Annotated in this window: 16 protein-coding genes, 1 pseudogene and 1 riboswitch; of the genes and pseudogenes, 10 read left to right on the top strand and 7 right to left on the bottom strand. The window is 73.5% G+C overall.

What is annotated here, in order from left to right:
• Nucleotides 1-68 precede the first annotated feature (68 nt).
• A complete protein-coding gene (locus tag ACH4KB_RS15550) occupies nucleotides 69-12,713 on the bottom strand; it encodes an amino acid adenylation domain-containing protein (RefSeq protein WP_398066471.1) in 12,645 nt (4,214 codons plus the stop codon).
• A 150-nt stretch (nucleotides 12,714-12,863) separates the two neighbouring features.
• Here ACH4KB_RS15550 and ACH4KB_RS15555 point away from each other — a divergent pair.
• Nucleotides 12,864-13,229: pseudogene (locus ACH4KB_RS15555) on the top strand (kinase); the annotation flags it as partial.
• Nucleotides 13,230-13,315: 86 nt separating this feature from the next.
• Here ACH4KB_RS15555 and ACH4KB_RS15560 read toward each other — a convergent pair.
• Genes ACH4KB_RS15560 through ACH4KB_RS15570 form a run of 3 tightly spaced genes read right to left on the bottom strand, consistent with a single transcriptional unit; the run spans nucleotide 13,316 to nucleotide 15,457 of the window.
• The gene (locus ACH4KB_RS15560) at nucleotides 13,316-13,645 is read right to left on the bottom strand and encodes an antibiotic biosynthesis monooxygenase family protein (RefSeq protein ID WP_398066472.1); all 330 of its coding nucleotides are present in this window, start codon (nucleotides 13,643-13,645) and stop codon (nucleotides 13,316-13,318) included.
• Nucleotides 13,642-14,766 carry a sensor histidine kinase gene (locus ACH4KB_RS15565; protein ID WP_398066473.1) on the bottom strand — a complete coding sequence of 375 codons (1,125 nt, stop codon included), beginning with the start codon at nucleotides 14,764-14,766 and terminating at the stop codon, nucleotides 13,642-13,644. The genes ACH4KB_RS15560 and ACH4KB_RS15565 overlap by 4 nt, the downstream gene beginning before the upstream one ends.
• The gene (locus ACH4KB_RS15570) at nucleotides 14,759-15,457 is read right to left on the bottom strand and encodes a response regulator transcription factor (protein WP_398066474.1); all 699 of its coding nucleotides are present in this window, start codon (nucleotides 15,455-15,457) and stop codon (nucleotides 14,759-14,761) included. Before ACH4KB_RS15570 ends, ACH4KB_RS15565 begins: the two co-directional genes overlap by 8 nt.
• Before the next feature lie 164 nt (nucleotides 15,458-15,621).
• Here ACH4KB_RS15570 and ACH4KB_RS15575 point away from each other — a divergent pair, with 164 nt between their 5' ends.
• From ACH4KB_RS15575 to ACH4KB_RS15595, 5 genes are all read left to right on the top strand, one after another.
• The gene (locus tag ACH4KB_RS15575; RefSeq protein WP_398066475.1) at nucleotides 15,622-15,843 is read left to right on the top strand and encodes a hypothetical protein; all 222 of its coding nucleotides are present in this window, start codon (nucleotides 15,622-15,624) and stop codon (nucleotides 15,841-15,843) included.
• Nucleotides 15,844-15,866: 23 nt separating this feature from the next.
• Complete coding sequence (locus ACH4KB_RS15580; protein ID WP_398066476.1) at nucleotides 15,867-17,021, top strand: endonuclease/exonuclease/phosphatase family protein; 1,155 nt, start codon at nucleotides 15,867-15,869, stop codon at nucleotides 17,019-17,021.
• A gap of 135 nt (nucleotides 17,022-17,156) precedes the next feature.
• A riboswitch (cobalamin riboswitch) is annotated at nucleotides 17,157-17,232 on the top strand.
• A gap of 121 nt (nucleotides 17,233-17,353) precedes the next feature.
• Nucleotides 17,354-18,463: a FecCD family ABC transporter permease gene (locus ACH4KB_RS15585; RefSeq protein ID WP_398066477.1), complete on the top strand. Its 1,110-nt coding sequence runs from the start codon at nucleotides 17,354-17,356 to the stop codon at nucleotides 18,461-18,463.
• A complete protein-coding gene (locus ACH4KB_RS15590) occupies nucleotides 18,463-19,245 on the top strand; it encodes an ABC transporter ATP-binding protein (protein ID WP_398066478.1) in 783 nt (260 codons plus the stop codon). Before ACH4KB_RS15585 ends, ACH4KB_RS15590 begins: the two co-directional genes overlap by 1 nt.
• A gap of 16 nt (nucleotides 19,246-19,261) precedes the next feature.
• Nucleotides 19,262-20,284, top strand: coding sequence for an ABC transporter substrate-binding protein (locus ACH4KB_RS15595; RefSeq protein ID WP_398066479.1), 1,023 nt, complete (start codon nucleotides 19,262-19,264; stop codon nucleotides 20,282-20,284).
• Here ACH4KB_RS15595 and ACH4KB_RS15600 read toward each other — a convergent pair.
• Complete coding sequence (locus tag ACH4KB_RS15600) at nucleotides 20,244-21,212, bottom strand: NAD-dependent protein deacetylase (RefSeq protein WP_398066480.1); 969 nt, start codon at nucleotides 21,210-21,212, stop codon at nucleotides 20,244-20,246. The two genes, ACH4KB_RS15595 and ACH4KB_RS15600, sit on opposite strands and share 41 nt — an antisense overlap.
• Before the next feature lie 283 nt (nucleotides 21,213-21,495).
• On the opposite strand from ACH4KB_RS15600, the gene ACH4KB_RS15605 reads away from it, so the two are divergent.
• Nucleotides 21,496-22,074: a snapalysin family zinc-dependent metalloprotease gene (locus tag ACH4KB_RS15605; protein ID WP_398066481.1), complete on the top strand. Its 579-nt coding sequence runs from the start codon at nucleotides 21,496-21,498 to the stop codon at nucleotides 22,072-22,074.
• 124 nt (nucleotides 22,075-22,198) lie between these two features.
• Here ACH4KB_RS15605 and ACH4KB_RS15610 read toward each other — a convergent pair whose 3' ends face one another.
• Together ACH4KB_RS15610 and ACH4KB_RS15615 are read right to left on the bottom strand one after the other, a co-directional pair.
• A complete protein-coding gene (locus tag ACH4KB_RS15610) occupies nucleotides 22,199-23,383 on the bottom strand; it encodes a GDSL-type esterase/lipase family protein (RefSeq protein ID WP_398066482.1) in 1,185 nt (394 codons plus the stop codon).
• Between the two features lie 56 nt (nucleotides 23,384-23,439).
• Nucleotides 23,440-24,012, bottom strand: coding sequence for a TetR/AcrR family transcriptional regulator (locus ACH4KB_RS15615; protein WP_398066483.1), 573 nt, complete (start codon nucleotides 24,010-24,012; stop codon nucleotides 23,440-23,442).
• Between the two features lie 82 nt (nucleotides 24,013-24,094).
• Here ACH4KB_RS15615 and ACH4KB_RS15620 point away from each other — a divergent pair, with 82 nt between their 5' ends.
• The 3 genes from ACH4KB_RS15620 (at nucleotide 24,095) to ACH4KB_RS15630 (ending at nucleotide 26,389) form a co-directional block, all read left to right on the top strand.
• Nucleotides 24,095-24,586 carry an FBP domain-containing protein gene (locus ACH4KB_RS15620; protein ID WP_398066484.1) on the top strand — a complete coding sequence of 164 codons (492 nt, stop codon included), beginning with the start codon at nucleotides 24,095-24,097 and terminating at the stop codon, nucleotides 24,584-24,586.
• A 355-nt stretch (nucleotides 24,587-24,941) separates the two neighbouring features.
• Entirely contained in the window at nucleotides 24,942-26,192 is a 1,251-nt protein-coding gene (locus tag ACH4KB_RS15625) for a cytochrome P450 (RefSeq protein WP_398066485.1), read from the top strand.
• On the top strand, nucleotides 26,189-26,389 hold the full coding sequence (locus tag ACH4KB_RS15630) for a ferredoxin (protein WP_398066486.1): 201 nt from the start codon (nucleotides 26,189-26,191) through the stop codon (nucleotides 26,387-26,389). The genes ACH4KB_RS15625 and ACH4KB_RS15630 overlap by 4 nt, the downstream gene beginning before the upstream one ends.
• Nucleotides 26,390-26,429 lie beyond the last annotated feature (40 nt).

Consider the following 26,429-nt stretch of genomic DNA (forward strand, 5'->3'; position numbering starts at 1 on the left):
CCGACCACTGACAACGCGTCCCGACGGCCCGCGACGCACTGCGACCGACATCCGGCACGGGGAAAGGGTCATGAACTCCAAGGGCGTCGCGTGAACATGTCCGGGTCGACGGTGCGGGTGAGCAGGTGGAGGGGGGCCGCGCGGATGCCGGTCGCCTCCGCCGCTTCCCAGTAGGCCAGTCCGGTGGCCGCGTCGACCGGACCGTGGACGAGCGGCACGTCGGCACCCGAGGCGTGGAGAAGAGACTCCAGTCGGCACGACGCGATGGTGTCCGCCACCATCGGCCGCGCGAGGTATCCGGCCACCGCGGCGGCCGGGAGGCCCTCGGCCACCTGCCGTTCCGCGGGGCCGGCGCTCAACAGCCCGCCGCCCACGACCAGGACGTCCTTCGCCCGTTCCATCCGGCCGATGGCACGGGACGTGTCGAAGCAGTGCGGGAACGAGTCGTCGACCACCGTCGTGCCCGGTGCCAGACGGTCGATGTCCAGGAGTGCGCCGCCCCCGCTGACCGCCGCGACGATCAGGCGGGCGTCGTACACGGCGTCGGGCAGACCGTGGGCCGACTCGACCACCTCGACGCGGTCGACGAGACGGCGTTCCAGAAGGTTCTCGGCCAGCTCCTTCAGCCGTGGCCCGCTGCCCGGTACGTCACAGAGCAGCAGTCGGGCGGGCGGCTGCTGGGCCCGGGAGAGCAGCAACTCCAGCGAGGAGGAGCCGATCGAGCCGAGCCCCACGAACGCGACGGTGAGAGAGCCCAGTCGCTGCCCCGTCGCGTCGAGAGCCGCGTGCACGGTCCTGACGACGGACACGACGGTCGCCGCGTGACCGGTGGTGACGGCGGGACCGGCGGCGGCGGTAGTCGTGACGGCTCCGGCCGTGCCGACGGCCCGCAGCACGTCGAATCCGTAGCCCGTGAGCGAAGGGATCATGCCCGCCAGGGACACGGCCCGCGCACCGAGCGACGAGGCGAGCTCCACCCCCCGCGTGGTGTGTCCGAGCAGGCCGTCGCCGGGGGCGAGTTCGTCCGCGAACAGCGGGACGCAGACGAAGCCCGAACGGCCCAGCGGCGTACTCAGCGTCTCCAGAAGCCGTGGCAGCCCGTCCGGAAACAGCAAGGTCCGCAGCTGCTCGCGCGGCAGCGCCGCCTCCGGCAGACCCGCCAGCCCGGCGAGGTCGGCAGGGGTCGGCAGATAGCCGATGAGTGCGGCATCCATCCGCGCGTCCCGGCCGGGCCCACCCGGCGTGCCGAGGCGGCCGGCCTCGCGCACGGGCGGGGCCGTCGCATGCGCCAGGCCGTCGCGCACCGCGTCCGTGAACGCTGCCAGCGCCTCCGGGGTGAACGCCGTCGCCGCCGCCCGGACGGTGATCCGCAGCCGCTCCCCGTCCGGACCGGCCGCCAGGAACACGTCCGTACCGGCCGGCGGCGGTGTGAACACGCTGTCGCCGCCCTCCCGGGCGACCGTCAGCGTCCTGCCGCTCTCCGGACCCAGGGCGGAGAAGTCCAGATAGGTGAAGAAGAACTGCGAGGCCAGGGGCAGGCCGTTGGACAGCGGCGGCACGGCCCCCTCGTATGCTCGCGCCTCGGCGGCCTCGGTGGCGACGCGCCGCAGATCGTCCTCGAAACTGGCGCTGTCGGACCGCTCCGCCCCCGGCGCCGGACCCGCCGGCCGCAGGGGAACAGCGGTGGCGAAGGGACCGAACACCCGGTGTGCGTCGGGCAGGGAGTGGTCCCGGCCGCTCACCGCCATACCGAGCACCAGGTCCGCCCGGCCCGTGACGGACACGAGGGCCCGGTAGTAGGCGGTGAGCACTGCGGCGTGGAGGGTCGACCCGCTGCGCGCGGCGAGCCCGCGCAGCGCCTCCGCCCGGCCGGCGTCGACCGTGAACCCGCAGGTGTGGAAGAGCGGGCCGGCGGCGTCGCCCGGAGGCGTGCCGGTGGTGGTCGCACAGGCGGCGAGCAGGGGCGGCCGGTAGGGCGCGCTCAGCCGCTCCCACCGGTCCTCGCCGGTCGGGGCGCCCGGCCGAAGTGACGCGACCCGGGTGACGGAGTCTCTGCCAGCCGTGTTGCCGGGGGCCGTCGCCGTGGCGGCGTCCGTGCGCGCCGCGAGCTGGAGGGCGTGGTCGCGGAAGGTGCTGCGCGGCGGGGCCGCCACCGGTTCTTCGCCGCTGGACAGGGCGTCGTACACGGCCGTCAGCTCCCGTACCAGGAGTGCGGCGCTGTAGCCGTCGCCGATGATGTGGTGGGCGTGGGCGACCAGGACGTGCTCGTCGGGAGCGACGGTGAGCACCCGCAGGCGCAACAGGGGCCAGGCCCAGGGTTCGAAACGGCGCGCCCGTTCGGTGGTGACCCGCTCCTCCACCTGATCCGGGTCGGTGAGGACCTCGAAGTCGACCGGCAGGCGCAGTGAGGGCGGCAGCTCCTGCTGGACGGCCGGGCGCGCCCCGGCGGGGAAGACGGTACGGAGCATCGGGTGGCGCCCGACGAGCGTGTCCACCGCGCTCTGGAAGCGAGCGGTGTCGAGGCGGCCGTGCAGACGCAACCGTGTGAGCCAGGCCGATGTGGTGCCCGGGGCGAGGGCTTCGGCCAGCAGGAAGCCGCGCTGGGTGGGGGTCAGCGGGAAGGGCGGGGGAACGACGGCCGGATCGGGTGTCCGGGCGGTTCCGGCGCCCCCCGCGCTATCGACGGCGAGGTCGATGACGGTCCCCGCTGCGGCATTCGCTCCAGGGGCGACGGCTGTGCTCGCCGCGGCGTCCACCGCGGAGGCGAGGGCCGCGAGTGTGCGGTTGCGGTAGATGACGGTCGGCCGGGGGAGCGGACCACCCTGCTTCTCCAGCCTGGCGAACACTTTTAGCACGAGCAGGGAGTCGCCGCCCAGGACGAAGAAGTCGTCCTCACGGCACACGTTCTCGGCCTGGAGCAGAGCGGTCCAGATGGTGGCCAGCCGGACTTCGGTGGGCGTACGGGGCGGCGTACGGACGTCGCCCGTACGCGCGCCGATGCCGGTGTCCGTGTCCGCCCCGGCCGGTTCGGTCGCTTCCTGAAGTGCCGGAAGCCCACGCCGGTCGATCTTGCCGGTGCTGGTGAGCGGCATCCTGTCGACGCGGGTGATCCGGGACGGGACCATGTACGCGGGCAGTGACTCCGCGAGATGGAGCCGGAGCGCCACGGCATCCGCTCCGGCGGCCCCGGGCCCCGGTGTCACGAAGGCGGTCAGGCGTCCGTCCTCGGCGAGGACGACGGCGTGGGTGACGTCCGGGTGGGTCTGGAGCACCGCCTCGATCTCGCCCGGCTCGACCCGGTTGCCACGGATCTTCACCTGGTCGTCCAGTCGGCCGAGGAATTCCAGGACGCCGTCCTCGGTCCACCGCACCCGGTCGCCACTGCGGTACCAGCGGCGACCGCGCCGGGCCGTGAACGCCGCCTCGGTGAGGGCCGGTTCGCCGAGGTAGCCCGGGGTGAGGCCGACTCCGGAGATGAGGAGCTCACCGGCCTCGCCGCGCCGCATGGGCTCCCCGTCGGGGCCGACGACCTCCACCTCCGTGCCCGAGACGGGACGGCCGATGGGAAGCCGCCGGACCTGGTCGTCTGGCCGGGCCCGGATGATGTGGCAGGTCGTGTTGATCGTGGCCTCGGTCGGGCCGTACAGGTTGGCGATGTGCAGGCCGTCGCCGAAGAGGTCGAACCAGCGGCGTACGTGGGCGGGTGACAGGGCCTCGCCGCCGACATGGATCCACCGGAGCGCGGACAGGTCCGGCGGCGGCGCGCCGTTGCGTACGCGTTCCTCGGAAGCGCTGAGGAGCTGTTCCCAGAGGGTGGGAACGGAGCTCCATACGGTGATGCGACTGCGTACGACGTGGGTCAGCAGCCGGTCGGGGTCGCGCAGCAGGTCCCAGGCCACCGTGACCACGGTGGCGCCGACGAGCAGGGGGGCGAGGAGCTGGCGGACGGAGGCGTCGAAGCAGGACGACGCGGTCTGGGCGAGCCGGTCGTGCTCGTCGTACCCGAAGGTGCCGATCGCCCAGTCGAGGTAGTTCTCCATCGACCGGTGGGTGATGGGCACGGCCTTGGGCCGGCCGGTGGATCCGGAAGTGAAGATCACGTACGCGATGTCGTCGGCGTCGACCGGGCCGTCGGGGGCGGGAAGTTCGCCCGGTGACGGGAGGGGGCCCACGACACGGTCCGGGCCCGCGGCGGGCCCGGGAGCCGCCGCACCCCGGTACGGCGGTGCCGAAGCGTCGACGTGCACCAGGGCTACGTCACCGAGCGCTTCCCCCACCGCCCGGGTGGCGGCGTGGCAGAGCACCGTACGGGCGCCCGAGCGCGTGAGCTGGTCCGTCAGCCGCGCGGTCGGGTGGCCGGGGTCCAGCGGAACCCAGCCCGCCCCGGCGCGCAGGGCCGCGACGACCGAGACGACGGTGTCGGCGCCGGGTTCGGTGAGGAGCCCGACGAGGCTTCCCGGGGTGACGCCGCGGGCCAGGAGAGAGGCCGCGAGGGCATGGGAGGCGCGGTCGAGTTCGGCGTACGTCAGGGTGGCGGATCCGGTGTCGACGGCGACCGCGTCCGGGGCGGCCCGGAACCGCTCGACCAGCCGACGCACGAGCGTGGCGGATCCGGATCCGGTGTCGTGGACCGGCATGGGCTCCAAGGCCGCCGGGAGGGCCGGCCGAGGCTCGACGAGCGCGGCCAACTCGTCGTGGAAGTCCCGGTCCAGGCGTGCCACCGTCGCCGGGTCGAAGAGCCGGACGGGGAAGTTCCACGAGAAGCGCAGGACCGCCTCGTCCTGCCAGCACAGCAGGCTCAGGCGGGTCGCGGCGGTGGCGGTGCCGGCCGCCGTCGGCCGCACGCTCACCGGACAACGCCCGTCGAGAGCGGCGGGGAAGCGCGAGAAGCTGAAGCCGGCCGGGCTCACCGTCCGGGGGCCGGCCCCGGACGGGTCCGCCGGCAGCAGCCGTGCCAGGTCCAGGCCGGTGAGGCTCGCGTGCCGCTCGCTCTCCAGCCAGATCCCCGCCAGCCGCTCGGCCAGGGCCCCCACCGACTCGTCCGGGTCCGTCACGCACAGCAGGGGCAGGGTGTCGGCGAGAGGCCCCACGAGCCGGTCCAGGCCCGGCACGCGGTCGTCCCGCCGGGCGCGGGCGACGTTGACCGCGATCTCCCGCTGCCCGCTCCAGCGGGCCAGACAGCGCACGTGCACGGCGAGCAGCAGCTGGAAGAGGCTCACCCCATGAGCGGCGGCCCGCTGCTCCAACACGCCGGTCGGCACCGGGGCGAGGGCGCTCTGGTGCGTGGTCATCGGCGCCGCGGGCAGGGCGCTCGGATCACCGTCGTACGGCAGTCGCAGCGGTTCGCCCCGGGAGGCGAGCCGCCCCGACCAGTACAGCCGGTCGGCGGCGAGGGTCCCCGTGCCGTCCGTGGCGGACCGCTCATCGGCGGTGGCGGCCGCGTACCGCGCGAAGTCGGTGCCGAGCGGGGGCAGCGTCGGTGCGTGCCCGCCGGCGAGGGCGGTGTAGAGCGACCAGAGTTCTCCGGCGAGGACGTTGAGGCTGTACCCGTCGCCGGCCGCGTGGTGGATCACCAGCACCAGATGGGAGAGCTCAGGGCTCTCCCGGGCGAGGAGCGCCCGCACGGGAGGCTCGGCCGCGAGGTCGAACGACCGGTTGCACAACGCCGTTTCGACCTCTTCGATTCGGCCGGTCAGCTCGCGGACCTCGTACCAGCGGGACAGCGCGGTGGGCGGCGCGACGTACTGCCCCGGTGTCGCCGAGCCGATCCCGTCGCCGATCCCGTGGCCGGTGCTTCCCGTGTGGCCGGTGCTTCCGGTGCTCCCGGTGTCTCCGGAGCTTCCGGTGCTCTCGATCCGGATCCGGAGCATGGTGTGCCGGTCGGCGAGCGCGGCGAGTGCCTGGCCCAGGAGCCGGGTGTCCAGGGGCCCTCGGACGGTCTGGCGGACGAATCCGTGAGCCGGGACCTCCGGGTGGAGCCGACTGCTGGTGTGCAGGGCCAGTTGGACGGGGGTGAGCGGGAAGGCGACCCCGTCCGGCACGGGAGGCGGGGTGGGCGAGGGGAAGAAGAACGAGCGGGAGGAGCCGGCCGGCGATTCGGGGGAGGGCGTGGTGTCGAGGTGGGCGGCCAGTTCGGCGACCGTGCGGTACTCGAAGAAGAGCGTGGCGGGCAGCGGCCTGCCCAGCTCCCGTTCGAGCTGCCTGACGAGGTCGACGGCGGCGAGCGAGTCGAGGCCGAGAGCGAGAAACGGCTCGTCGTCAGGGACTCCGGCGGCAGGCAGTCGCAGCGCCGAGGCCAGCAGCCCCCGGAGCAACGCCGCGGTACCGCTGCCGGTATCGGTACGGGGCCCGGCTCCCGCCCGCGTACCGCTGTTCACCGTGGTGCGCGGTGCCCGGCCCGAGGTGGGCGGTTCCGCTGCGGATTCCGTGGAGGGGCCTGTGCCCGTGGCTGCCGCCGGAGCGGTCGGGTTCGCCCTGACCGCGGGCGGCGGGGACGGCGTCAGGTCGGCGAGCAGCAACTGCGCCGCGTCGACGCCGCAGGCCGTGCGGAGCGCCGCCAGCGCGGGATGCGGGGCGATGGGCCCGCCCCCGGCGCTCGGTACGGTGGCGGAGCCGCCTCCTGCCTCGGTTCCGAGGGCCGCCGCCATGCCCGTACCGGCGAGTGCCGCGAGGTTCACCGACTGCCAGGGCCTGCCCGCGTGCCGTTCCGACGCGGCGAACGCGTCGAGGAAGGCGTTGGCGCCGGCGTAGTCGCCCAGCGCTCCCGCCAGTCCGGGCAGCACGGCGCTGACGGAGGAGCACGCGACACGGACCGCCGGGTCGAGCCCGTGCCGGCGCAGGGCCAGCGAGAGCAGCAGGCTGCCCCGGGTCTTGGCTGCCAGGGCCTCCGCCGTCTCCTTGGCACGCCGGTCACGCAGGGTGCCGGGACGCACAGTCCCCGCAGCGTGGAAGAGGCCGTCGAGGCGGGGGAGACCGGAGAGGAGCGCGTCGACGTCCTGCTCCACCGAGACGTCGGCCACGCGGTAGTGCACGGTGGCGCCCAGCGAACGGAGCTCCTCGGCCAACCCCACGGGCGGACGGGGGGAGCGCCCGGCGAGCACGAGGGTCGGCCGGCCCCGCCCGGCGAGGTCCCGGGCGAGCGCGGCACCGATCCCGCCGCCGCCCCCGGTGATGAGGTAGGTACCGTCGGGCGGCAGCGGTGACCGCGTCACCCCCGCAGGTGCGGCGGCGCCGCTCGGCAGCGGTGCGAAACGGCGGGTGAGCCTGCGCCCGGCGCGCCAGGCGACGGTGGCGGACCTGCCCGGGGTGCTGCCGCCCGCCGACGCCAGTGCGGCGAGTTCGGCCAGCACGGCGGTCAGCCGCTGGGAGGGGGTGTCCAGCGAGCAGAGGTCGAGAGCGGTGGCCGAAGCGCCCGGAGTCTCCTGCGGCAGCGCCAGCAGCAGCCCGCCGAGGACGGCATGGGCAGGCCGCGGCCTTTCCCGTACGGCCCCCGTGGCGTGGACGTCCTCGGTCAGCACCAGCAGCCGGTCAGCGCCTGCCTCGTCGAACCGTGCGAGGGCCTCACCGAAGGCGGCCAGCGCGGCGTCCTGGGCCCGGCCGAGCGCGTCCGCGGTGTCCTGGCCGGGAGCCGGACCCGTCACCAGGACCACGGCGTCCGGCGGCCCGTCGCCCGTTTCGTGCATCCGGACGCCCTCGGCGGAGAGCTGCGAGGCGAGGCCGGCGACGTACGCGGGGTCGGGACCTGTCAGCAGCACCGAACGTACGGCTGCCGCCGCCTGCCCGGGCAGCGCGGCGTCCTCCCACAGGACCCGGTGCAGCAGCGGGTTCGCGGGCGGTTCGGCCCAGTACCGGCGGCGCTGGAAAGGATAGGTGGGCAGGGGAACCCCCTGGTGCTCCGCGTCGAGCGCCGTACGGTCCAGCGGCACGCCGTGCGACCACAGGCGGCCGATGGTTCCCAGCAGGGCCCCGCGCCCGACGTGCCGGTCATCGGCGAACCGTTCGGTATCCGTGCTGCGGCCACCGGAACGTCCCGGCAGGGCGCACACCACCGTCGTCGTGCCACCGGAGGCGCCGGGGGCGTCAGTGGCTCCGGATGTTCTGGATGTCCCGGATGTTCCGGAAGCTCCGGGCCCTCCCGTGCCTGCCGCCGCGTACACCTCCGTCGCCGCGCGGACCGCACCCGACAGCATCGCGCCGTGGCCGACCTCCACGAACGTGTCGTACCCCTCCCGGGCCAGGCGTTCCACGGCCGCCCCGAACAGCACGGGACGCTCGGCGTGCTCACGCAGGTACCCGGGGCCCAGGACCGGCTGCCACTCGGCGGTGACGGTGCTCATCAGGGGGACGGACGGGACCTGCGGGGTCAACGCACGGGCCGCCTCGGCGATCCGGTCCGCCACCGGCCGCATCAGCGGTGAGTGGAAGGCCCGGGAGACCCGCAGGCGACGGGTGGGGACGCCCAGGGCTTCGAGGCCGGCGGCAGCGCGCTCCACCGCGCGGACGCCCCCGGAGAGGACCTGGAGCCCGGGACCGTTGTACGCGGCCACGGCGAGCGCTCCGTCGGACTCGGCCACCGCCGCGGCGACGGCTTCCTCACCCCCGCGGACGGCGATCATGGCCCCGGGCTCGGTGAACGCGCCCATGAGACGGCCGCGTTCGGTCGCGAACCGCACCGCCTCCCGGAGGGTCAGCGCCCCGCTGACGCAGGCGGCGGTGATCTCTCCGACACTGTGCCCGGCGACCGCGTCGGGCTCCACGCCCCAGGCCCGCAACTGACGGGCGAGCGCCACCCCGGAGGCGACGAGGAGCGGTTGCGCCTTCTCCGTCGAGGCCCCGGCGGTGGGGTCCACCTCCGGATCGAGTGCCCAGTCCAGCAGGGACCGCCCGCACACGGGCCCGAGGAGAGCGGACGCCTCGTCGAACGTCTCCCGGAACACCTGCGCCGTCCGGTACAGCGCCCGGTCCTGGCCGGGGAACCGCGAGCCCTGCCCGGGGAACAGGAAGACCACCCGCGGCCGGGAACGGACGAGGCTCCCGACCTGCTGCCCGCCCGATGCTCCTGTCGCGGCGGCGGCGATGGCGGCGAGCCGCTCCCGCAGATCACCGTCGGCGACGACGGCGAGCCGGTGGGGCCCCTCGTCCCGGGACGAGCTCGCGGTGCGGCAGACATCGCCCTCGCGCAGCCGCGGACTGCTTTCCAGATGGGTGGCGAGCCGGGTCACCGCGTCCCGCAGCGCGCCCGGACTGCGCGCCGACAGGGTCAGCAAGTGAGGCCCGTCGGCCGTGACTTCACGCGCGACACCCGGAGGAGGCGAGCCCGGGGCGGCCGGGGGCGGGGCCTGTTCGAGAACGGCATGGGCGTTGGTGCCGCCGAAACCGAACGCGTTGATCCCCGCGACGAGGGGCCCGGCGGACGACGTCCAGTCCCGGGCCTCGGTCGCCACGGAGAAGCCCGCGGGGGCGAGGCCCGGCGAGGCCGGGGCATGGTGCAGCGACGGCGGCAGCCTGCGGTGGCCCAGGGCCAGGACGACCTTCACCAGCGCGGGAAGTGCGGCGGCGTTCAGCAGATGCCCGATGTTGGTCTTCACCGAGCCGACCAACCGCGGTTCGCCGCCGGTGCGTAGGGGGAACGCGTGGGCCAGCGAACGCAGCTCGATCGGATCGCCCACGGCCGTGCCGGTGCCGTGGGCCTCCACGTAGGTCACCGAGGCGGGATCGACCCCCGCCGCCTCGTACGCCCGGATGATGACCTCGCGCTGCCGCAGCGGGTTGGGCGCCATGAGGCTCATCGACCGGCCGTCGTTGTTGACGGCCGTGCCCCGGACCACCGCGAGCACCTGATCGTCCGCGCGGCGGGCGGCGTCGAGCCGCGTCAGGACGATGGCCGCGCCTCCCTCGCCGGGCACGAAGCCGTCGGCGTCGGCGCTGAAGGCGCGGCTGCGCCCGGTGGGGGACAGGGCCCCCGCTTGTTCCAGCAGCCGGTGCGGGGTTGAGGTCAGGTGGAGGTTGACCCCGCCGACGACGGCGAGGTCGCACTCGCCGTCCAGGAGGCTGCGCCGGGCCAGGTGCAGAGCCACCAGCCCCGACGAGCAGGCGGTGTCCACGGCGAGTGCGGGACCGTCGAGGTCGAGGCTCTGCGAGACCCGGGCGGCGACGAGCGCGGGCAGGTTCCCGGTGAGCGCGGCGGGCAGCGGGGAGCCGTCGGCCGTGGCCCGCTCCAGGACCTCCCGGTAGCGGCTGTCCCCGACCGCCGCGAACACACCGATCCTGCGGCCGCGCCGACGGGGCCCCGCGTAGCCGGCACGTTCGAGCGCCTCGTGCGCGAGTTCGAGGAAGAGCCGGGCCTGCGGGTCGAGTGCGCGTGCCTCGTCCTCGCCGATGCCGAAGTAGCCGGCGTCGAACGCGGCCGGGTCCTCCAGCAGCGCGGCCCATCGCTTCCGGGGAGCTGTCGGAGCCGTCGGAGCCGTCGGAGCTGTCGGAGCTGCGGGACCTGCTGGAGCCGCCGACGTCCCCGGCCGGTCCTCCCAAGGGTCCTCCTGGCCGTCGTCCCATCGTCCACGCGGTACGGGGGCGACGGCGTCGTGCCCGTCGACGAGCAGGTCCCAGAAGGCCTCGGGGGTGTCGGCGCCGGGGAACCGGCAGGCCATCCCGATGACGGCCGCAGCGGTGGCGGCAGCGTCGGTGGGGCCGGGGAGCGCCGGGGCCGGCCCGGCGGCAGATCCTCCGGTCCGCTGGGCGGCGCGCTCCGCGGCGTCCGCGTCGGACGGCCCCGCACCGGGCGCCACCGTCAGAAGGTGACCGGCCAGCGCGGCCACGGTGCCGTGGTCGCGGATGACCGCCGGCGGCAGGGTCACACCGAAGGCGTCCTCCAGCGCCACCAGCACCTCCATGGCCTTGAGCGACGTCCCTCCGAGGCTCCCGAACGGCTCGTGCGCCCCGATCGAATCGGCGGGCCGGCCCAGTACCCGCGCCCACGCCCGCCGCACGACCTCGACGGTCTCCGCGCGGGTGCGGGGTGCCTTCGCGTGGGGTTCCGCCGCAGGTCCGGGCGGTCCGGGCGGTCCGGGCGGAACACCACCACCGTCACCGGTCCCGAACGCGCCCTCCTCGAAACGCTCCCGCAGCCGCCGACGTTGCAGCTTGCCGCTCGTCGTACGGGGGAACGCCCCCGGCGGCAGGGCCAGCACCCGCACCTCGTCATGGAGCAGGGCCTCGCGCACCCGGGCCGCGACGCGTTCGAGTACGTCCGGCGCCTCGCGCCCGGGCCGTGCCCAGGGGACGAACACCACGACGCGCTCCGCACCGGTGACCGGGTCGGTCGACCCGACCACCGCCGGGGCGCCGGGAGGCAGCCCGGGTGTCGCGGCCGCGACCTCCTCCATGTCCGTGGCGTGGAAGGTGCGGCCGTTGAGGAACAGCACGTCCTTGTGCCGGCCCGTGACGCACAGCCGGCCGTCCCGCAGGAACCCGAGATCACCGGTGCGGAGCCACCCCCCGGCGAACACCTCCGCGCTCGCGCCGGAAAGGCCGTGGTAGCCACGGGCGAGCTGGGGCCCGCTCACCATGATGTGCCCGGTCCGCCGGTCCCCGAGGACGGTGCCCGCGTCGTCGACGACGCGCACGGAGCAGCCCGCCACCGGCCGCCCGACGTCCATCAACTCGACGGCCCCTTCGCCCGGTTCGGCGTCGACCGCCACTCCACGGCTCAACGACGCCCGGTCCAGGACCAGGGGCACGGCCACCTCCCCCGGCGGCGGGAAGGTCACCGCCAGCGTCGCCTCCGCCAGGCCGTAAACCGGCTGGGCCGCCGCCGGGTCCAGCCCCGACGGGCGGGTCCTGTCGGCGAAGGCACGCCACACGGCGGGCGCGATCGGCTCGGCCCCGACCAGGATCAGCCGCACGGACGAGAGGTCCAGCCGGGCCAGGACCTCCTCGGGCACACGGCGTACGGCCAGCGCCAGGGCGAAGTTGGCCGCGGACAGCACCGTGGCCCGGTGCCGGGCCGCCACCTCGAACCACAGGCGGGGCCGCTTGGCGAAGGACAGCGGACCGATCTTGACCTGCCTGGCCCGGGCGGCCAGCGGAGCGAGGTGGGTACCGATGAGCCCCATGTCGTGGAAGTACGGCATCCAGCTGACCACCACGTCGTCGGGGCCCAGCGCCGAGGCGGCCCGTATCTGCTCCAGGTTGGCCAGCACCGCGCCATGTGTCACCTCCACCCCCTTGGGGGCGCCGGTGCTTCCCGAGGAGAACTGCACGAACGCGACGTCGTCGAGCCCGGCGGCGACAGGCTCCCGCAGAACGGGCCCCTCCCGAAGGGCATCGAGGGACAGGGCGCGCACGGCGTCGGGGAGTTCACCGGTAAGCGACGCGGTCGAGGCGTCCACGACCACAGGCGGCCGCCCCAGGTGCTCCCAGACCGGGAGCACCCGCCGGGCGTCCGGCGCCAGCGGAACCGGAACGAGACCGGCCGCCACCGCCCCCCAGAACATCGGCTGGAAATCCTCGCTGCGGTCGGCGAGCAGCGGCACACAGGTCCCTGGCGCCACCCCCGCCTGCCGGAAGCCCCCCGCCACACGGAGGGATTCGTCCAGGAGTTCGCGCAGACTGACCGTCAGCTCGCCGCCGTCGCCGCGGACATGCACGACGACCTGCCCGGGAGCCTCACGCACCGCGTCCAGTAGTACATCCAGCAGTGTCATGTCGTGCTCCACCGGTCCGTCGGTCCGTTTCCTCGGAGAATGATCTTAGAAACGCGCGGGTCGCGGGGAATCAGCCGCCGGGAGGAGAGCGCATGCACCCTGGGAGTGACCCGACGGGAAGGGCTTCGGTTCAGGCCCGGGCCGGGCCCGGCAGCGGCTGGCCTGTCCGCCGGGAACGCGGGGACCGAGGAGACGCGGCTGATCGTCCTGCGCGGCGACAGCGCCTCGGGGAAGCCGAGTGTGGCGGCCGGTCTCCGCGACAGCTTGCTCGCCCGGCTGCGCGCCGACCACCGGGGTCCGACCCACGGGTACTACCTGGACGTCCCCTTCGCCGGGACCGGGGCCCGGCACGCCACCGAGCCGATCGCCGACGACGTCGACGAGAACCAACCGCGGGACCGGTACCGCCCCCGCGACGTGCTGCCCGACGGTTTCGAGACCGTGATCGGTCCCGACGGCATCCTGGCCGGGACCGTCGACCGCATCACGCGGGACACCGGCCTGACCCGGCTGCCGGCGGTCGACCGCCGTCCCGTCCGGACCCAGACGGCAGAGACCTGCCCGGCCGGCCACGCGGGCCGGACCGGGCAGGCCACCCAGCTGCGCCCGCTCGGCTACGCGCCGGTCGGTGCGGCCTGCTGCACGACCTCGAAGGACCACACCGTGGACCCGCCGGCCGCCGGCTTGGGGCGCTCACCACTCCCGGCGTCGCCGCCCTGATGGGCCGCCTTCATCGGCCCCTCCATCCACGCCTGGAAGGAGGCCTCGTCACGCCAGCGGGTGTAGACGAGGTAGTCGTCCGTGCCCTCGACGGGCCGGAGCAGCTCGAACCACTCGAATCCGTCGGAGCTCTCCACGGCATGGGCCCGGGAAGCGAAGCGCTTCTCCAGCGTCTCGCGTTGTTCCTGGGGGACGGTCAGCACATTGATCTTGACTACGCTCATGGCTCCATCCTGCCGTACGCCGTCCGGACCCCGTCGGCGGGCGGGGCCGTCGCGGGGAGTTCCACCGTGATGCGCAGCCCGCCGTCCGGGTGCGGGGTGAGGGTGAGCGTTCCGTCGTGCGCGCCGGTGATGGACTTGACGATGGCCAGGCCGAGCCCGATCCCCGCGTGGTGGGTGCGCAGCCGTTCGGCTCCGCGCCGGAACGGTTCGGTGAGCGTCGCCGCCAGCTGCGGGGTGACCTTCGCCCCGGTGTTCTCGACCGTGAGCACCACGGTCTCGTGGCGGAGGCCGGTGGTGACCCGGACCGTTCCCCGGTCGGGCAGATTGTGGACGATCGCGTTGTGCACGAGGTTCGTCATCAGTTGCAGCAGGAGCGCCGGCGATCCGATCGCGGGGGCGATCTCGCCGCGTGTCTCGACGGTGACGCCATGCTCCTCCGCGAGGGGGAGGAGGGTCTCGGTGGCCTCCTCCGCCAGGAGCGACAGGTCGACGGGTTCGCGTGTGAAGGATCGCCGGCCGGCGCGGCTGAGCACGAGCAGCGCCTCGGTGAGGTCGATCGCCCTGCCGTTGACGGCGTACAGGCGGTCGATGATCTCGTCGGTGTCACGGTTCGGATCGGTGCGGGCCACCTCGAGAAGCGTCTTCGAGATCGCCAGCGGGGTGCGCAACTCATGGGAGGCGTTGGCCGCGAACCTCTCCTGCTCGGCGACGTGTGCTTCGAGCCGGGCGAGCATCGCGTCGAACGCGTCGGCGAGTTCCCGGAACTCGTCCCTGCGGCCCGGCAACCGGATCCGGTGGGAGAGCGACCCGTGCGTGGCCGCGCGGGTGGCGTCGGTGATCCGGGTCAGAGGGGCGAGCATACGGCCGGCTAGGACCCATCCTCCCAGGAGGCCGAGGACGAGGAGGACCGCCAGTACGGTGGCCGCCGCCGGGGCGAACGTGTACGCGAGGAGCTGGCGGTTGGGATTCTCGTGGAGCATCCGCCTGTCCCAGTCGTCGGGAACGTACTCCAGGAGGAACACCCACACCGCTGTGAGCAGCAGGACGCCGGCGACCATGAGGAATCCGGCGTAGCTGAGGGTGAGCTTGAGGCGGACGCTCAACCCGGGCCGCCTAGCCACGGTCCCCTCCGTCGCCGCGACCGGGGCCGGATACCGTGCCGATGCGGTAGCCGACGCCCGGCACGGTGGCGATGATCCACGGTTCGCCGAGGCGCTTGCGCAGGGCCGAGACGGTGATGCGTACGGCGTTGGTGAACGGGTCGGCGTTCTCGTCCCACGCGCGTTCCAGGAGCTCTTCGGCGCTGACGACACCGCCGTCGGCGGCGACGAGGACATCGAGGACCGCGAACTGCTTTCTGGTCAGCGCGACGTAGCGGCCGTCCCGGTAGACCTCCCGGCGGAAGGCGTCCAGCCGCAGACCCGCGATCTCCCGTACGGGCGGTCTGCTGTGGGCGCGTCTGCGGTCGAGCGCTCTGAGCCTGAGCACGAGCTCCCGGAGATCGAAGGGTTTCGTGAGGTAGTCGTCGGCGCCGAGCCCGAACCCGGAAGCCTTGTCGTCGAGGCGGTCGGCCGCCGTGAGCATGAGGATCGGCATCCCACTGCCGGAGGCGACGATGTGTCCGGCGATCTCGTCGCCGGACGGCCCGGGGACGTCGCGGTCCAGGACGGCGATGTCGTAGGTGTTGACGCTCAGCAGCTCCAGAGCGGTGTCCCCGTCCCCCGCGATGTCCGCCGCGATCGCTTCGAGACGCAGGCCGTCGCGGACGGCCTCCGCCAGATAGGGTTCGTCCTCGACGATCAGCACGCGCATGGGCCGATGCTACGAGCCGGCACTTATCGTCGGCGTATCGAAAACCGCATACGGCTCGGCAACACCTCGCTGCCTTGACTCGCGGTATGACTCGACCACCGCCGTCAGTACGAACGACACCCCACCGGACACGCGGACCCCTTGTCGTCGGCGCGGTAGCCGTCGTGGCAGCGATCGCGGCAGCCCTCGGCCACTTCCTGCTGAGACCGACGGACGCCCCGTCGGTCTCGGCCTCACCGCGCTCCCCGTCCGCCGTCCCCTCCTCGGAGCCGGCGCCCCTGCCTCCTCCACTGCCCTGGTACGACGAGCTGCGCACGGAAGCGATCGACCGGGGCTGCCCGCGCAGGTACGCCGACCCCACCGAGGACCCCAGGATGCGACAGTGACCGACGGCGAGCGAGGACAGGCGATGACGCAGGCGGACACGGCCGGCACCGCACAGGGCGACGTGGACACGGCCGGCACCGCACAGGAGGACGTGGACACGGCCGGGACGGCGCGGAGCGGCACGGAGACCGCCGGCCCCGGGCGGGGCGACGCAGGTCTCGGGGACGCGGGCCCCGGGGGCACCCGCCCCCGGCACACCGGCGCGAGTACCGGCCCCTGGAAGAGCGGCCGGGTGCTCGCGGCGGCGGCGCTGCTGCTGGGCCTGTTCCTGCTGCTGCACGCGAGCATCCCGAACCGGATCGGGAACCTCGGCAGCCTGGTGGAGACCTTCCTCCCGTGGTTCGGCCTGTTCATCCCGGTGCTGCTGGCCGGGGCGCTGCTGCGCCGCTCCGTCCCCGCACTCGTCGCGCTGCTGCTGCCGGCCGTCGTGTGGCTGAACCTCTTCGGCGGGCTGCTCACCGACAAGTCTCACCCGGGCGGCGACCTCACCGTGGTCAGCCACAACGTCGGCGCCGACAACCCCGACGCGGCGGGCACCGCACGCGCCCTGGCCGCCTCCGGTGCGGACGTGCTGGCACTGGAGGAGCTGGACCCGGCGGCCCGGAGGACGTACGAGAAGGAGCTGGCGACGACGTACCCCCACCACACGGTGCTGGGCACGGTCGGCGTGTGGAGCAGGCGGCCGCTGTCGGACACCCGCCCGGTCGACGTAGCGATGGACGCCGGGCCGCTGGGGGACGCGAAGCCCGCCGACGTCAAGCTGGAGTACAACCGGGGGCTGCGCACCACGGTGGCCACGGACCGTGGGCCTCTGGCGGTGTACGTGGCGCACCTCGGGTCCGTACGGGTGAATCCCCGGGCGGGCCTCTCGTCGGGCCAACGGGACGCCGGCGCGCGGTCGCTCGGCCGGGCCGTCGCCGCCGAGCGGAACGAGCGGGTGGTGCTGCTCGGCGATCTGAACGGCACCCTGGACGACCGCGCGTACGCGGGCATCACCTCGCGGATGCGATCGGCGCAGGAGGCGGCGGGCGACGGGTTCGGCTTCAGCTGGCCCGCCGCCTTCCCGGTGGTGCGGATCGACCAGATCCTGGTCCGGGGCGTGGAGCCGGAGAGCTCGTGGCTGCTGCCCGCGACCGGCAGCGACCACCTCCCGGTGGCGGCCCGCGTCAGCTGGTGAACACCGTGGAGGCATCCGGACACGTCCGGGTCTCCCTGCCACCTCGGGGCGGGTGGCCGAGCCTTCCGCGTGCCGCTGCCGTTCCCCCTCCGCCGGGGGAGGGGGAACGCACGCGCTAGGCTGAGTTCCGCCACGGGGGAAGTCCGGTCGAAATCCGGCGCTGACCCGCAACGGTAGACGGAGCCCCCGCGTTCCGTGAGCCCGATCACCCGTGGCGGAGAAGGCTCCTGACGATTCGCCGTGGACTGCGAATGGGCGCTGCGCGGGGCGGCCGCCGTCCGGGGCCGCTCCTCATCGCGCGACGCACGGCCCGAGGCGAAAGCGACCAGCCTGTGGCCACGTCCGTCGACCGCATACCCTCCAAGCCGTCGCGCCCCGCGCACGTCGGCACCGGACCGGCGCCACCCCGGCGCCTACCCCTGCCCCTCCTCCTGGCCGGCCTGTGCGCGGCCCTGCCCCTCTCCCTCTTCTGCGGGGCGGCGCTCGGGGCGTCGGGGCTCTCCTGGGCGGAGGTGACGCGCTACCTGGGGGCAGGGCTGACCGGCGGGGCCATCGGCCCCGACGAGGTCCCGGCCTACACCATCGTCTGGGAACTCCGCCTGCCACGAGCCGTGCTGGCGGCCGTCGTCGGGGCCGGCCTGTCCGCCATCGGCGTCGCCGTCCAGGCCATGGTCCGCAACGCGCTGGCCGACCCGTTCGTCCTCGGCATCTCCTCGGGCGCGGCGGTCGGCGCCAACGCCGTACTCATCTTCGGCGCCTTGGGAGCGCTGGGCATCTGGGCCCTGTCCACGGCGGCGTTCCTCTCCGCACTCCTCGCCATGCTGCTCGTGTACGCGATCGCCCGCACCGAACGCGGACTGACCCCGCTCCGGCTCGTCCTGACGGGGACCGCGATGTACTACGGGTTCTCCGCCGTCACCACGTTCATGGTGTTCGCGGCCGAGCGCGGGGAAGCGGCCCGCTCCGCGATGATGTGGCTGCTCGGCAGCCTGAGCGGGGCCAACTGGGCCGCCGTGCCGATCGCCGCCGGCGCGGTGCTCGCCGGCCTCGCGCACCTCGGCTGGTCGGCACGGCGCCTGAACGCCCTTGCCATGGGGGACGAGACCGCCGCCGCACTGGGGGTCGATCCCGGGAGACTGCGCAAGGAGCTCTTCCTCGTCTCCGCGGCCGTCACCGGGGCGGTCGTCGCGGTGAGCGGAGCGATCGGCTTCGTCGGCCTGATGGTCCCGCACGCCGCACGGATGCTGGTCGGCGCGGACCACCGCAGGCTCCTGGCCGTCGCCCCCCTGGCGGGAGCCGTCCTGCTGATCTGGGTGGACATCCTCTCGCGCGTGGTGCTGGCGCCGGCCGAGCTGCCGGTCGGCGTCCTCACCGCGGTCATCGGCGTTCCCTGCTTCCTCCTCCTCATGCGCCGGCGCGCCTACTCCTTCGGAGGCATCTGATGCGGATCGACATCGACGCGCTGACCGTCGAGATCGCCGGCGCCCGGCTGGTGGACCAGGTCACCCTGGGCGCGGCCGACGGTCAGCTCGTCGGCCTGGTCGGTCCCAACGGCAGCGGGAAGTCGACCCTGTTGCGCTGTGTCTACCGGGCCCTGCGCCCCTCGGCCGGCGCCGTGAGGATCGGCGGTGAGGACCTGCACGTCCTGAGCACACGGGAAGGCGCCCGGCGACTGGCGGCCCTTCCGCAGGACGCGGTCGCCGCATTCGACTTCACCGTCGCCGAGATCGTCGCCATGGGGCGGCTGCCGCACCAGGGGCCGGTGGCGCGGGCATCCGACGAGGACCGCCGCCTCTGCGACGAGGCGCTGGCGGGGGTCGGTGCGGGACACCTGGCCAAACGCGGCTTCCTCACACTCTCCGGCGGTGAACGGCAGCGTGTCCTGATCGCCCGGGCCCTCGCGCAGCAGCCCCGGGTCCTGGTGCTCGACGAACCCACCAACCACCTGGACATCGCCCACCAGTTGGAGGTGCTCGCCCTGGTCCGGGGCAGCGGCCTGACCGTGCTCACCGCCCTGCACGACCTGAATCTGGCGGCCCTGCACTGCGACCTGGTCCACGTCATCGACAGCGGCCGGATCGTCGCCTCCGGGGCCCCGCACACGGTCCTGACCACCGAGCTGCTGGCCGACGTCTTCGGCGTACGGGCGCACCGCGTCGCACACCCGGAGACCGGCGCGCTCCAACTGCTCTTCGACCTTCCCCCTGCCCGCCCCACCTCCTGAAGGAGCCTCGACCACCATGCCCCACCTCCTGCGTCCCGCGGCCCTCGTGCTCGTGGCCGCCCTGGTCCTCACCGGCTGTGGAGCGGACGTCACCTCACAGGCCGACGGGAAGACCGTCGAGTCCGGGACCGACCGCCACTACCCGGTGACCGTCGAGAACTGCGGGGAGAAGAAGACGTACGACAAGGCCCCGCGACGCGTCGTCACCAACGACACCGGTATCACCGAGATCATGTTCGCGCTCGGACTCGAGGACCACATGGCCGGGTACGTGATGCCCGACGACAAGGGCGACATGACGTCCGTCCCCTGGAAGGACGGCTACCGGAAGACCAAGTGGCTCTCCAAGAAGCGGATCAACAAGGAACTGGTCCTCGACGCCCGCGCCGACCTGGTCTTCGCCGGCTGGAACTACGGGTTCAACGAGGGTGAGGGTTTCACCCCCGCCGAACTGGAGCGGGTGGGCATCGACTCGTACCTGCTCAGCGAGTCGTGCCGCAACGGGCAGGGCAAGGCCCGCGGAGTCATGCCCCCGCTCGAAGCGCTCTACACCGACCTGCGGAACCTCGGAAAGATCTTCGACGTCGAGGACCGGGCGGACACCCTCATCACGTCGTTCCGCGCGGAGGTCGCCGACGCGCGGGCGAAGGCGGCCGAGGGCGGCGACCGCCTTCGCGTCTTCCTGTACGACGAGGGGAAGGACAAGCCGCTGACCTCGGGCGCGTACGCCGGACCGCACGACATCATCACCAAGGCCGGCGGCGACCACATCATGAAGGACCTCAAGGACAGCTGGACGACGGTGGGCTGGGAGACCGTGGTCGACCGTGACCCCGAGGTCATCGTCATCAACGACTACGGCGACACCGGAGCGGACGAGAAGCGGAGGTTCCTGAAGTCCTACAAGCCGCTCGCCGGCGTATCCGCGATCCTGAACGACCGGATCGTGGTGCTCGACTATGTGGACCTGGTCGAGAGCCCTCGTAATCCCGCGGCCGTCAGCTCGCTGGCGGAGGACCTGAGGGAGTTCGCCCGGTAGAGCCCGAAGGCGCCCCGCCACCTCGTCCGGTCCCCGTCGTCCCGTCGTCGACGGAAACGCCCAGCCGGCCGGCCGCGGTGGTGAGGGCGTCGCCCAGCGGGAGAGCGATCCGGGTCAGGGCGTGCCGGTCGCCCCGCGTCGGGTCCCTGTTGACGATCAGCACCGGCATCCCCGCCCGTTCGGCCTGGCGGACGAACCGGAGCCCGGACATCACCGTCAGCGAGGAGCCCAGGACCAGCAGGGCGCTCGCCCCGCGGACCAGCGCGCGGCAGTGCTCGACCCGCCGCGGGGGTACGGACTCGCCGAAGAACACCACGTCCGGTTTGAGTACGCCGCCGCAGACCGAACAGGGCACCACACGGAAGTCCCCGACCTGCTCGTCCGTGAGATCCGCGTCCCCGTCCGGGTTCATCGAGGCGGCCACCGGCGCGAAGCCCTCGTTGGCCTCCTCCAGCCGCCGCGCCAGCTCGGGGCGGGGGCTGAAGGCGCCGCAGGACAGACAGACGACCCGGTCCAGACGGCCGTGGAGGTCCACGGCGTCCGCGCTGCCGGCGGCCTGGTGCAGGCCGTCGACGTTCTGGGTGATCACTCCCGACAGGAGCCCCTGCCGCCCGAACGCGGCCACGGCCCGGTGCCCGGCGTTGGGCCGGGCGCGGCCGAACGTACGCCAGCCGAGATGGCTGCGCGCCCAGTACCGGCGACGGGCCCCGGCGTCGGCGGTGAAGTCCTGGTAGGTCATCGGGGTGTGGCGGCTCAGGCTCCCGCCCTCACCCCGGTAGTCGGGGATGCCCGACTCCGTGGAGATGCCCGCACCGCTCAGGATCAGCACACCGCCACCGGCCAACGCCTCGACGACCGGCTCCAGGTCCGTGGTGCCCGGCAGCGGTTCCTCGGTGGAGGTCCAGCTCAGGGTGGGTCGCATGCGCATGTCCTCAGGGTACGGAACATGCCCCCGATGGCGACGCCGCCGGGCGACGGGGGTGCGGAGGCGACCCGATGGGACGAAGAGCCCGGGCCGAAGATCCCGGCAGGGTGCGTTTCCGGCCTCATTGTGTGACAGGTGCATGATCAAGCTGCGATCGCGGCATAGGTTCTGCGGCCCCGGGAGGATCGGCAACCGGCCCGCGTGTTCCTGCGGTTCGCGGTGCCCGTCCTCCCACTCCCTCGGCTCCGCGCGGAGCCGAGCCCCCCATGAGAGTGAAGGGACAGCAATGCTGGAATCCAGATGGCTCAAGGCAGTCGGTGTCGCCGCGGCGATCACCCTGGCCACGGTTACGGCGGCGCAGGCCGCTCCCGCGCCGGACCCGGTGGCGGAGGGCGCGTCGGCGGTGGTCACGCTCCGGTACGACGACAGCCGGGCCGGCGGCTGGGAGGCGGCGATCGCGGCGGGGGTCGCCTCGTGGAACTCCAACGTCGACAACGTCAAGCTGGTGGAGGTCGCCCCCGGCACCCGCGCCGAGATACAGATCGTGGCCACCAGCGGCTGGCCGCAGGCCACACTGGGCCCGGTACGGCCCGGCGGCCAGGCCCGGGTGGAGCTGGGCAGCCAGGCAGTCGCCCAGGGCCACGACAAGACCCGTATCGCCGCCCATGAGATCGGTCACAGTCTGGGACTGCCGGACACCAAGCCCGGCCCCTGCTCCCAGCTGATGTCGGGATCCAGCGCCGGAATCAGCTGCAAGAACGCCGTACCGAACGCGGCCGAGCAGTCCCGCGTCGAGTACGCCTACGCGGGCGGCCTCGCCCCGCGCGTGCCGGCTGACGGACGCGTCCTGGTGGACGCCTCGTAACCGGTCGTACGGAGGACACAGGAGACGCCGGCCCCGTCCCGAACAGGGGGCGGGCCACCCCGTTCCCGGCCGGCCCCGGCGCCGGAACCCGGGAACGGGGTGACACGCCGGATCCGCGCCGGCGTCACCGGCTCTTCGGGGCGAACGGTCCGTCGTGGCCGAAGGCGAGGCGGGCGAAGCGTTCGGCGATGCGCCGATGGGTGGCGGGGTCCGGGTGCAGGTCGTCGGGGAGCGGGAGCTCGGCGTTGTCGCTCTCGCCGTAGAGGCAGAGGCCGTCGAGGTAGTGCAGATGGGGGTCGGTGGCGGCGCGGTCCGCGACGATCCGGGCGAGCTCGTCGCGGATGACCGTGAGGGTCAGCTTCCCGGCGGCGCTCTCCGCGGGGTCGCCGATGGCCACGAACCGGAGCCGCCCCTCGCCCACCGCGCTGTAGTCCGGGGCGCAGGGGCCCGGAGTGGTCTCGTGGATGGGGCAGCAGATCGGCGAGACCACCAGCAGCGGCGTGGTGGGGTGGCCTTCGCGGATGGTGTCGAGGAAGCCGTGGACCGCCGGGCCGAACGCGCGCAACCGCATCACGTCGGCGTTGACGAGGTTGATGCCGATCTTGACGCTGATCAGGTCGGCGGGGGTGTCGCGCATGGCGCGGGCGGTGAACGGGTCGAGCAGGGCGCTGCCGCTGAACCCCAGGTTGATCAGCTCGGCTCCGCCGAGGCTCGCGGCCAGGGCGGGCCAGGTGCCGGTCGGGGTGGCGGCGTTGGACCCGTGGCTGATGGAACTGCCGTGGTGCAGCCAGACCGGCCGGCCGCTCGGCCCGGGGCTCCGGAGCGGCGCGTCGGTGCGCAGGGCGACCAGGAGCGTGGTCTCGTCGTGGGGCAGCCAGATCTCGACGTCCTTCTCCGCGTCGGGCAGTCCGGTGAACCGGAGCGTTTCCACGGGGCCGGGCCGGGTCCGCGCGCTCATCGAGGCCAGATCGATGGTGATCATGTCGCCGTCGGGGGCACTGGCCCGGCCGGCGGGGCGGCCGTCCACGAGGAGCTCGTACACGCCGTCGGGGCGCGGCGGCGCTCCGGGGTAGACCCGCTTGGTGGCCACCACGTCCAGCTCGACGGCGGTGGCCCGGGTGCGGAACGCCAGCCGGACGCCGGAGGGCTGAGATTCGGCCATGGCCAGGTGGTCGTCGGGAATCTGCCGCCGTGCCCGCTCGGGCAGCCGGTGCGGCAGCACGCCGCGCCCGGTCCGCTCCAGGTCGAGCGCGCCCCGCAGGATGTCGGTGGTGATGGGGGTCGTCGTCCAGTCGTACCGGGTGGTCATGTTCTCGGCCTCTTCGTTCGTCGAGGGGCGGGAGGCGGGGGCGCCAGGGGACGGGGTCACGAGCGGGTGGGCCAGCTGCGCAGCAGGGAGTCGAGCGCGTCGAGGATCTCCGTCCAGCTCTCCTGGGAGCCGGGGGAGCTGTGGCGGAAGCCGCCGGCCGTCTCCAGTCCCACGTAGCCGCTGAAGAAGCTGCCCAGGAGGCGCACCGCGTGGGTCTGCTGGAGCTCGGTGAGGTCGTAGTCGCGCAGGATCGCCCGCATCATCCCCGAGTGCCGGACGCCGGCGCTCGCGGCCGCCGCGTCCGCTTCGAGCCGGAACCCGGCCGCGGCGAAGCGCCCCGGGTGCTGGAGGGCGTAGTCGCGGTAGGCGTTGGCGAAGGCGCCGAGCGCGTCCCGGCCCGCCCGCCCCGCGAGCGCCGCCGACGCCTGGTCGGCGAGTTCCTCCAGGGCCAGCAGGGCGATCTTCGTCTTGAGGTCATGGGCGTTCTTGACGTGCGAGTACAGGCTCGCGGTCCTGATGCCCAGCTTCCGGGCGAGCTCCGACGGGGTCACCTGCTCGAAGCCGATCTCGTCCGCCAGTTCGGCCCCCGCCCGTACGACGCGCTCCGCGGCCAGTCCTGCTCGCGCCATGCGACCCTCCGAACGCTTACCGGCGATTGCCTAAGAGAATATATGTTTGCCTAATGAGATTAGGCAAATTAGCGTGAGTTCCATGAAGCCCCTGACCGAGCAAGAGATCCGTACCGCCTTCGTGAACTGCACCAAGGGCGAGGCCAAGCGCCTGTCCGTTCCCCGCGACCTCGCCGACCGGCCCTGGGATGACCTGGACTTCCTGGGCTGGCGCGACCCGCAGGCCCCCGACCGGGCCTATCTGGTGCTCGCCTCGGGCCAGGGCCCCGTCGGCATCCAGCTGCGCTCCTCCGACGCCGGGTCCTGGCAGACCCGCCGCAGCATGTGCTCGCTGTGCGTGACCGTCCACACCGGAGGCGTCTCCCTGCTGGTGGCCCCCAGGGCCGGGAAGGCGGGCCAGCAGGGCAACTCGGTCGGCGCCTACATGTGCAGCGATCTCGCCTGCTCGCTCTACGTGCGCGGCAAGAAGGACGCGGGCGTCGGGTCCCGGCTCCGCGAGTCCCTCACCCTGGAGCAGCAGATCGAGCGAACCGTGGTGAACGTCGAGGCGTTCATCGCCAGAGTGACGGCGTGACCCGACGCGGTCGGCCGAGGTGTCGCCGTGCGGCACGGAAAGCACGCGCGCGCCTCCGCCGATCGTGGCCGACATGGCCGACGGTAGGGTTCCGGACGCCGCGGTGAACGGTTCCGGCCGTGGAACGGGCGGCGCTCGCTCCGAGGCCGCTCCGCCGCACCCGCTGGACCTGAGCGGATCCTGAGCAGCCGCGAAACCGTTCGACCGTGTGCGAAAGGCACCGGCCAGATCCGCGATCCCGCGATGTGGCCGGTCCGGACGTCGACCCAATAGGTGCCTGGGGCATCCAATTGGGGTGAAGGGCGGAGCGACCCGCTCCGCACCTGTCACCGAGCACTGCGAGGCGACCGCTCCCATGACGGAATCCACGACGGAACCGGCCCGCCAGGACCCCACTTTCACCGCCCCTTCGACGCAACCGACCTCCGCGACACCGTTCCCGCAGGACCGCGAGTGCCCCTACCACCCGCCCACCGGCTACGAAGCGCTGCGCGCGGACGGGCCGTTGAGCCGGGTCACCCTCTTCGACGGGCGTCCGGTCTGGGCGGTCACCGGCCATGCCCTGGCGCGCCGGCTGCTCGCGGATCCGCGACTGTCCACCGATCGTGCCCATCCTGACTTCCCCGTTCCGGCCGAACGGTTCGTGAACGTGCGGGGGCGGCGCGTGGCTCTGCTCGGCGTCGACGACCCCGAGCACAATGCCCAGCGCAGGATGCTCATCCCGAGCTTCTCCGTGAAGCGGATCGCCGCGCTGCGCCCCCGCATCCAGGAAACGGTCGACGGACTGCTGGACGCGATGGAGCGGCAAGGGCCGCCGTCCGAGCTGGTCGCCGACTTCGCACTGCCGGTGCCGTCGATGGTGATCTGCGCGCTCCTGGGTGTGCCGTACGTCGACCACGAGTTCTTCGAGGCCTGCTCGCGGCGGCTCCTGCGGGGTCCGGGCGCGGCCGATGTGGACACGGCCCGGACCGAACTGGAGGACTATCTGGGCGCCCTGATCGACCGCAAGCGGGTCGAGCCGGGGGAGGGGCTCCTGGACGAGCTGATCCACCGGGGCCATCCCGACGGGCCCGTCGACCGCGACGACCTCGTCTCGTTCGCGGTGATCCTGCTCGTCGCGGGGCACGAGACGACGGCGAACATGATCTCGCTCGGCACGTTCACGCTGCTGAGGCACCCGGGGCAACTGGAGGCGCTGCGGTCCGGAGAGACGACGACGGCCGCGGTGGTCGAGGAGCTGCTGCGGTTCCTGTCCATCGCCGACGGTCTGCAGCGGCTGGCCACCGAGGACATCGAGGTGGCCGGGACGACGATCCGCGAGGGGGAGGGCGTGCTCTTCTCGACCTCGCTCATCAACCGTGACACCGAGGTGTACGAGAACCCGGAGACGCTCGACTGGGACCGGACCTCCCGCCACCACCTCGCCTTCGGCTTCGGCGTTCACCAGTGCCTGGGCCAGAACCTGGCCCGCACCGAGCTCGACATCGCGCTGCGTACGCTCTTCGAGCGGCTGCCGGCGCTCAGGCTCGCCGTGCCCGCGCACGAGATCCAGCACAAACCCGGGGACACGGTCCAGGGTCTCCTGGAACTGCCCGTGGCCTGGTGAGCGGCGTGGGCGTCCAGGTCGACAAGGAACGCTGCGTGGGGGCCGGCATGTGCGCGCTGACCGCGCCGGACGTGTTCACGCAGGACGACGACGGATTCAGCGAGATGCTTCCCGGCCGCACGGCGCAGGACCATGCGCTGGTGCGGGAGGCCGTACGGGCCTGCCCGGTCGGGGCGGTGTCCCTGACCGACGACTGACGGGCCGGGCCCGGCGGGACGCGACACCATCGCGCCCGCC

Origin of the sequence: Streptomyces sp. NPDC017520, from assembly GCF_044329855.1 — a bacterium.
Lineage (GTDB): Bacteria > Actinomycetota > Actinomycetes > Streptomycetales > Streptomycetaceae > Streptomyces.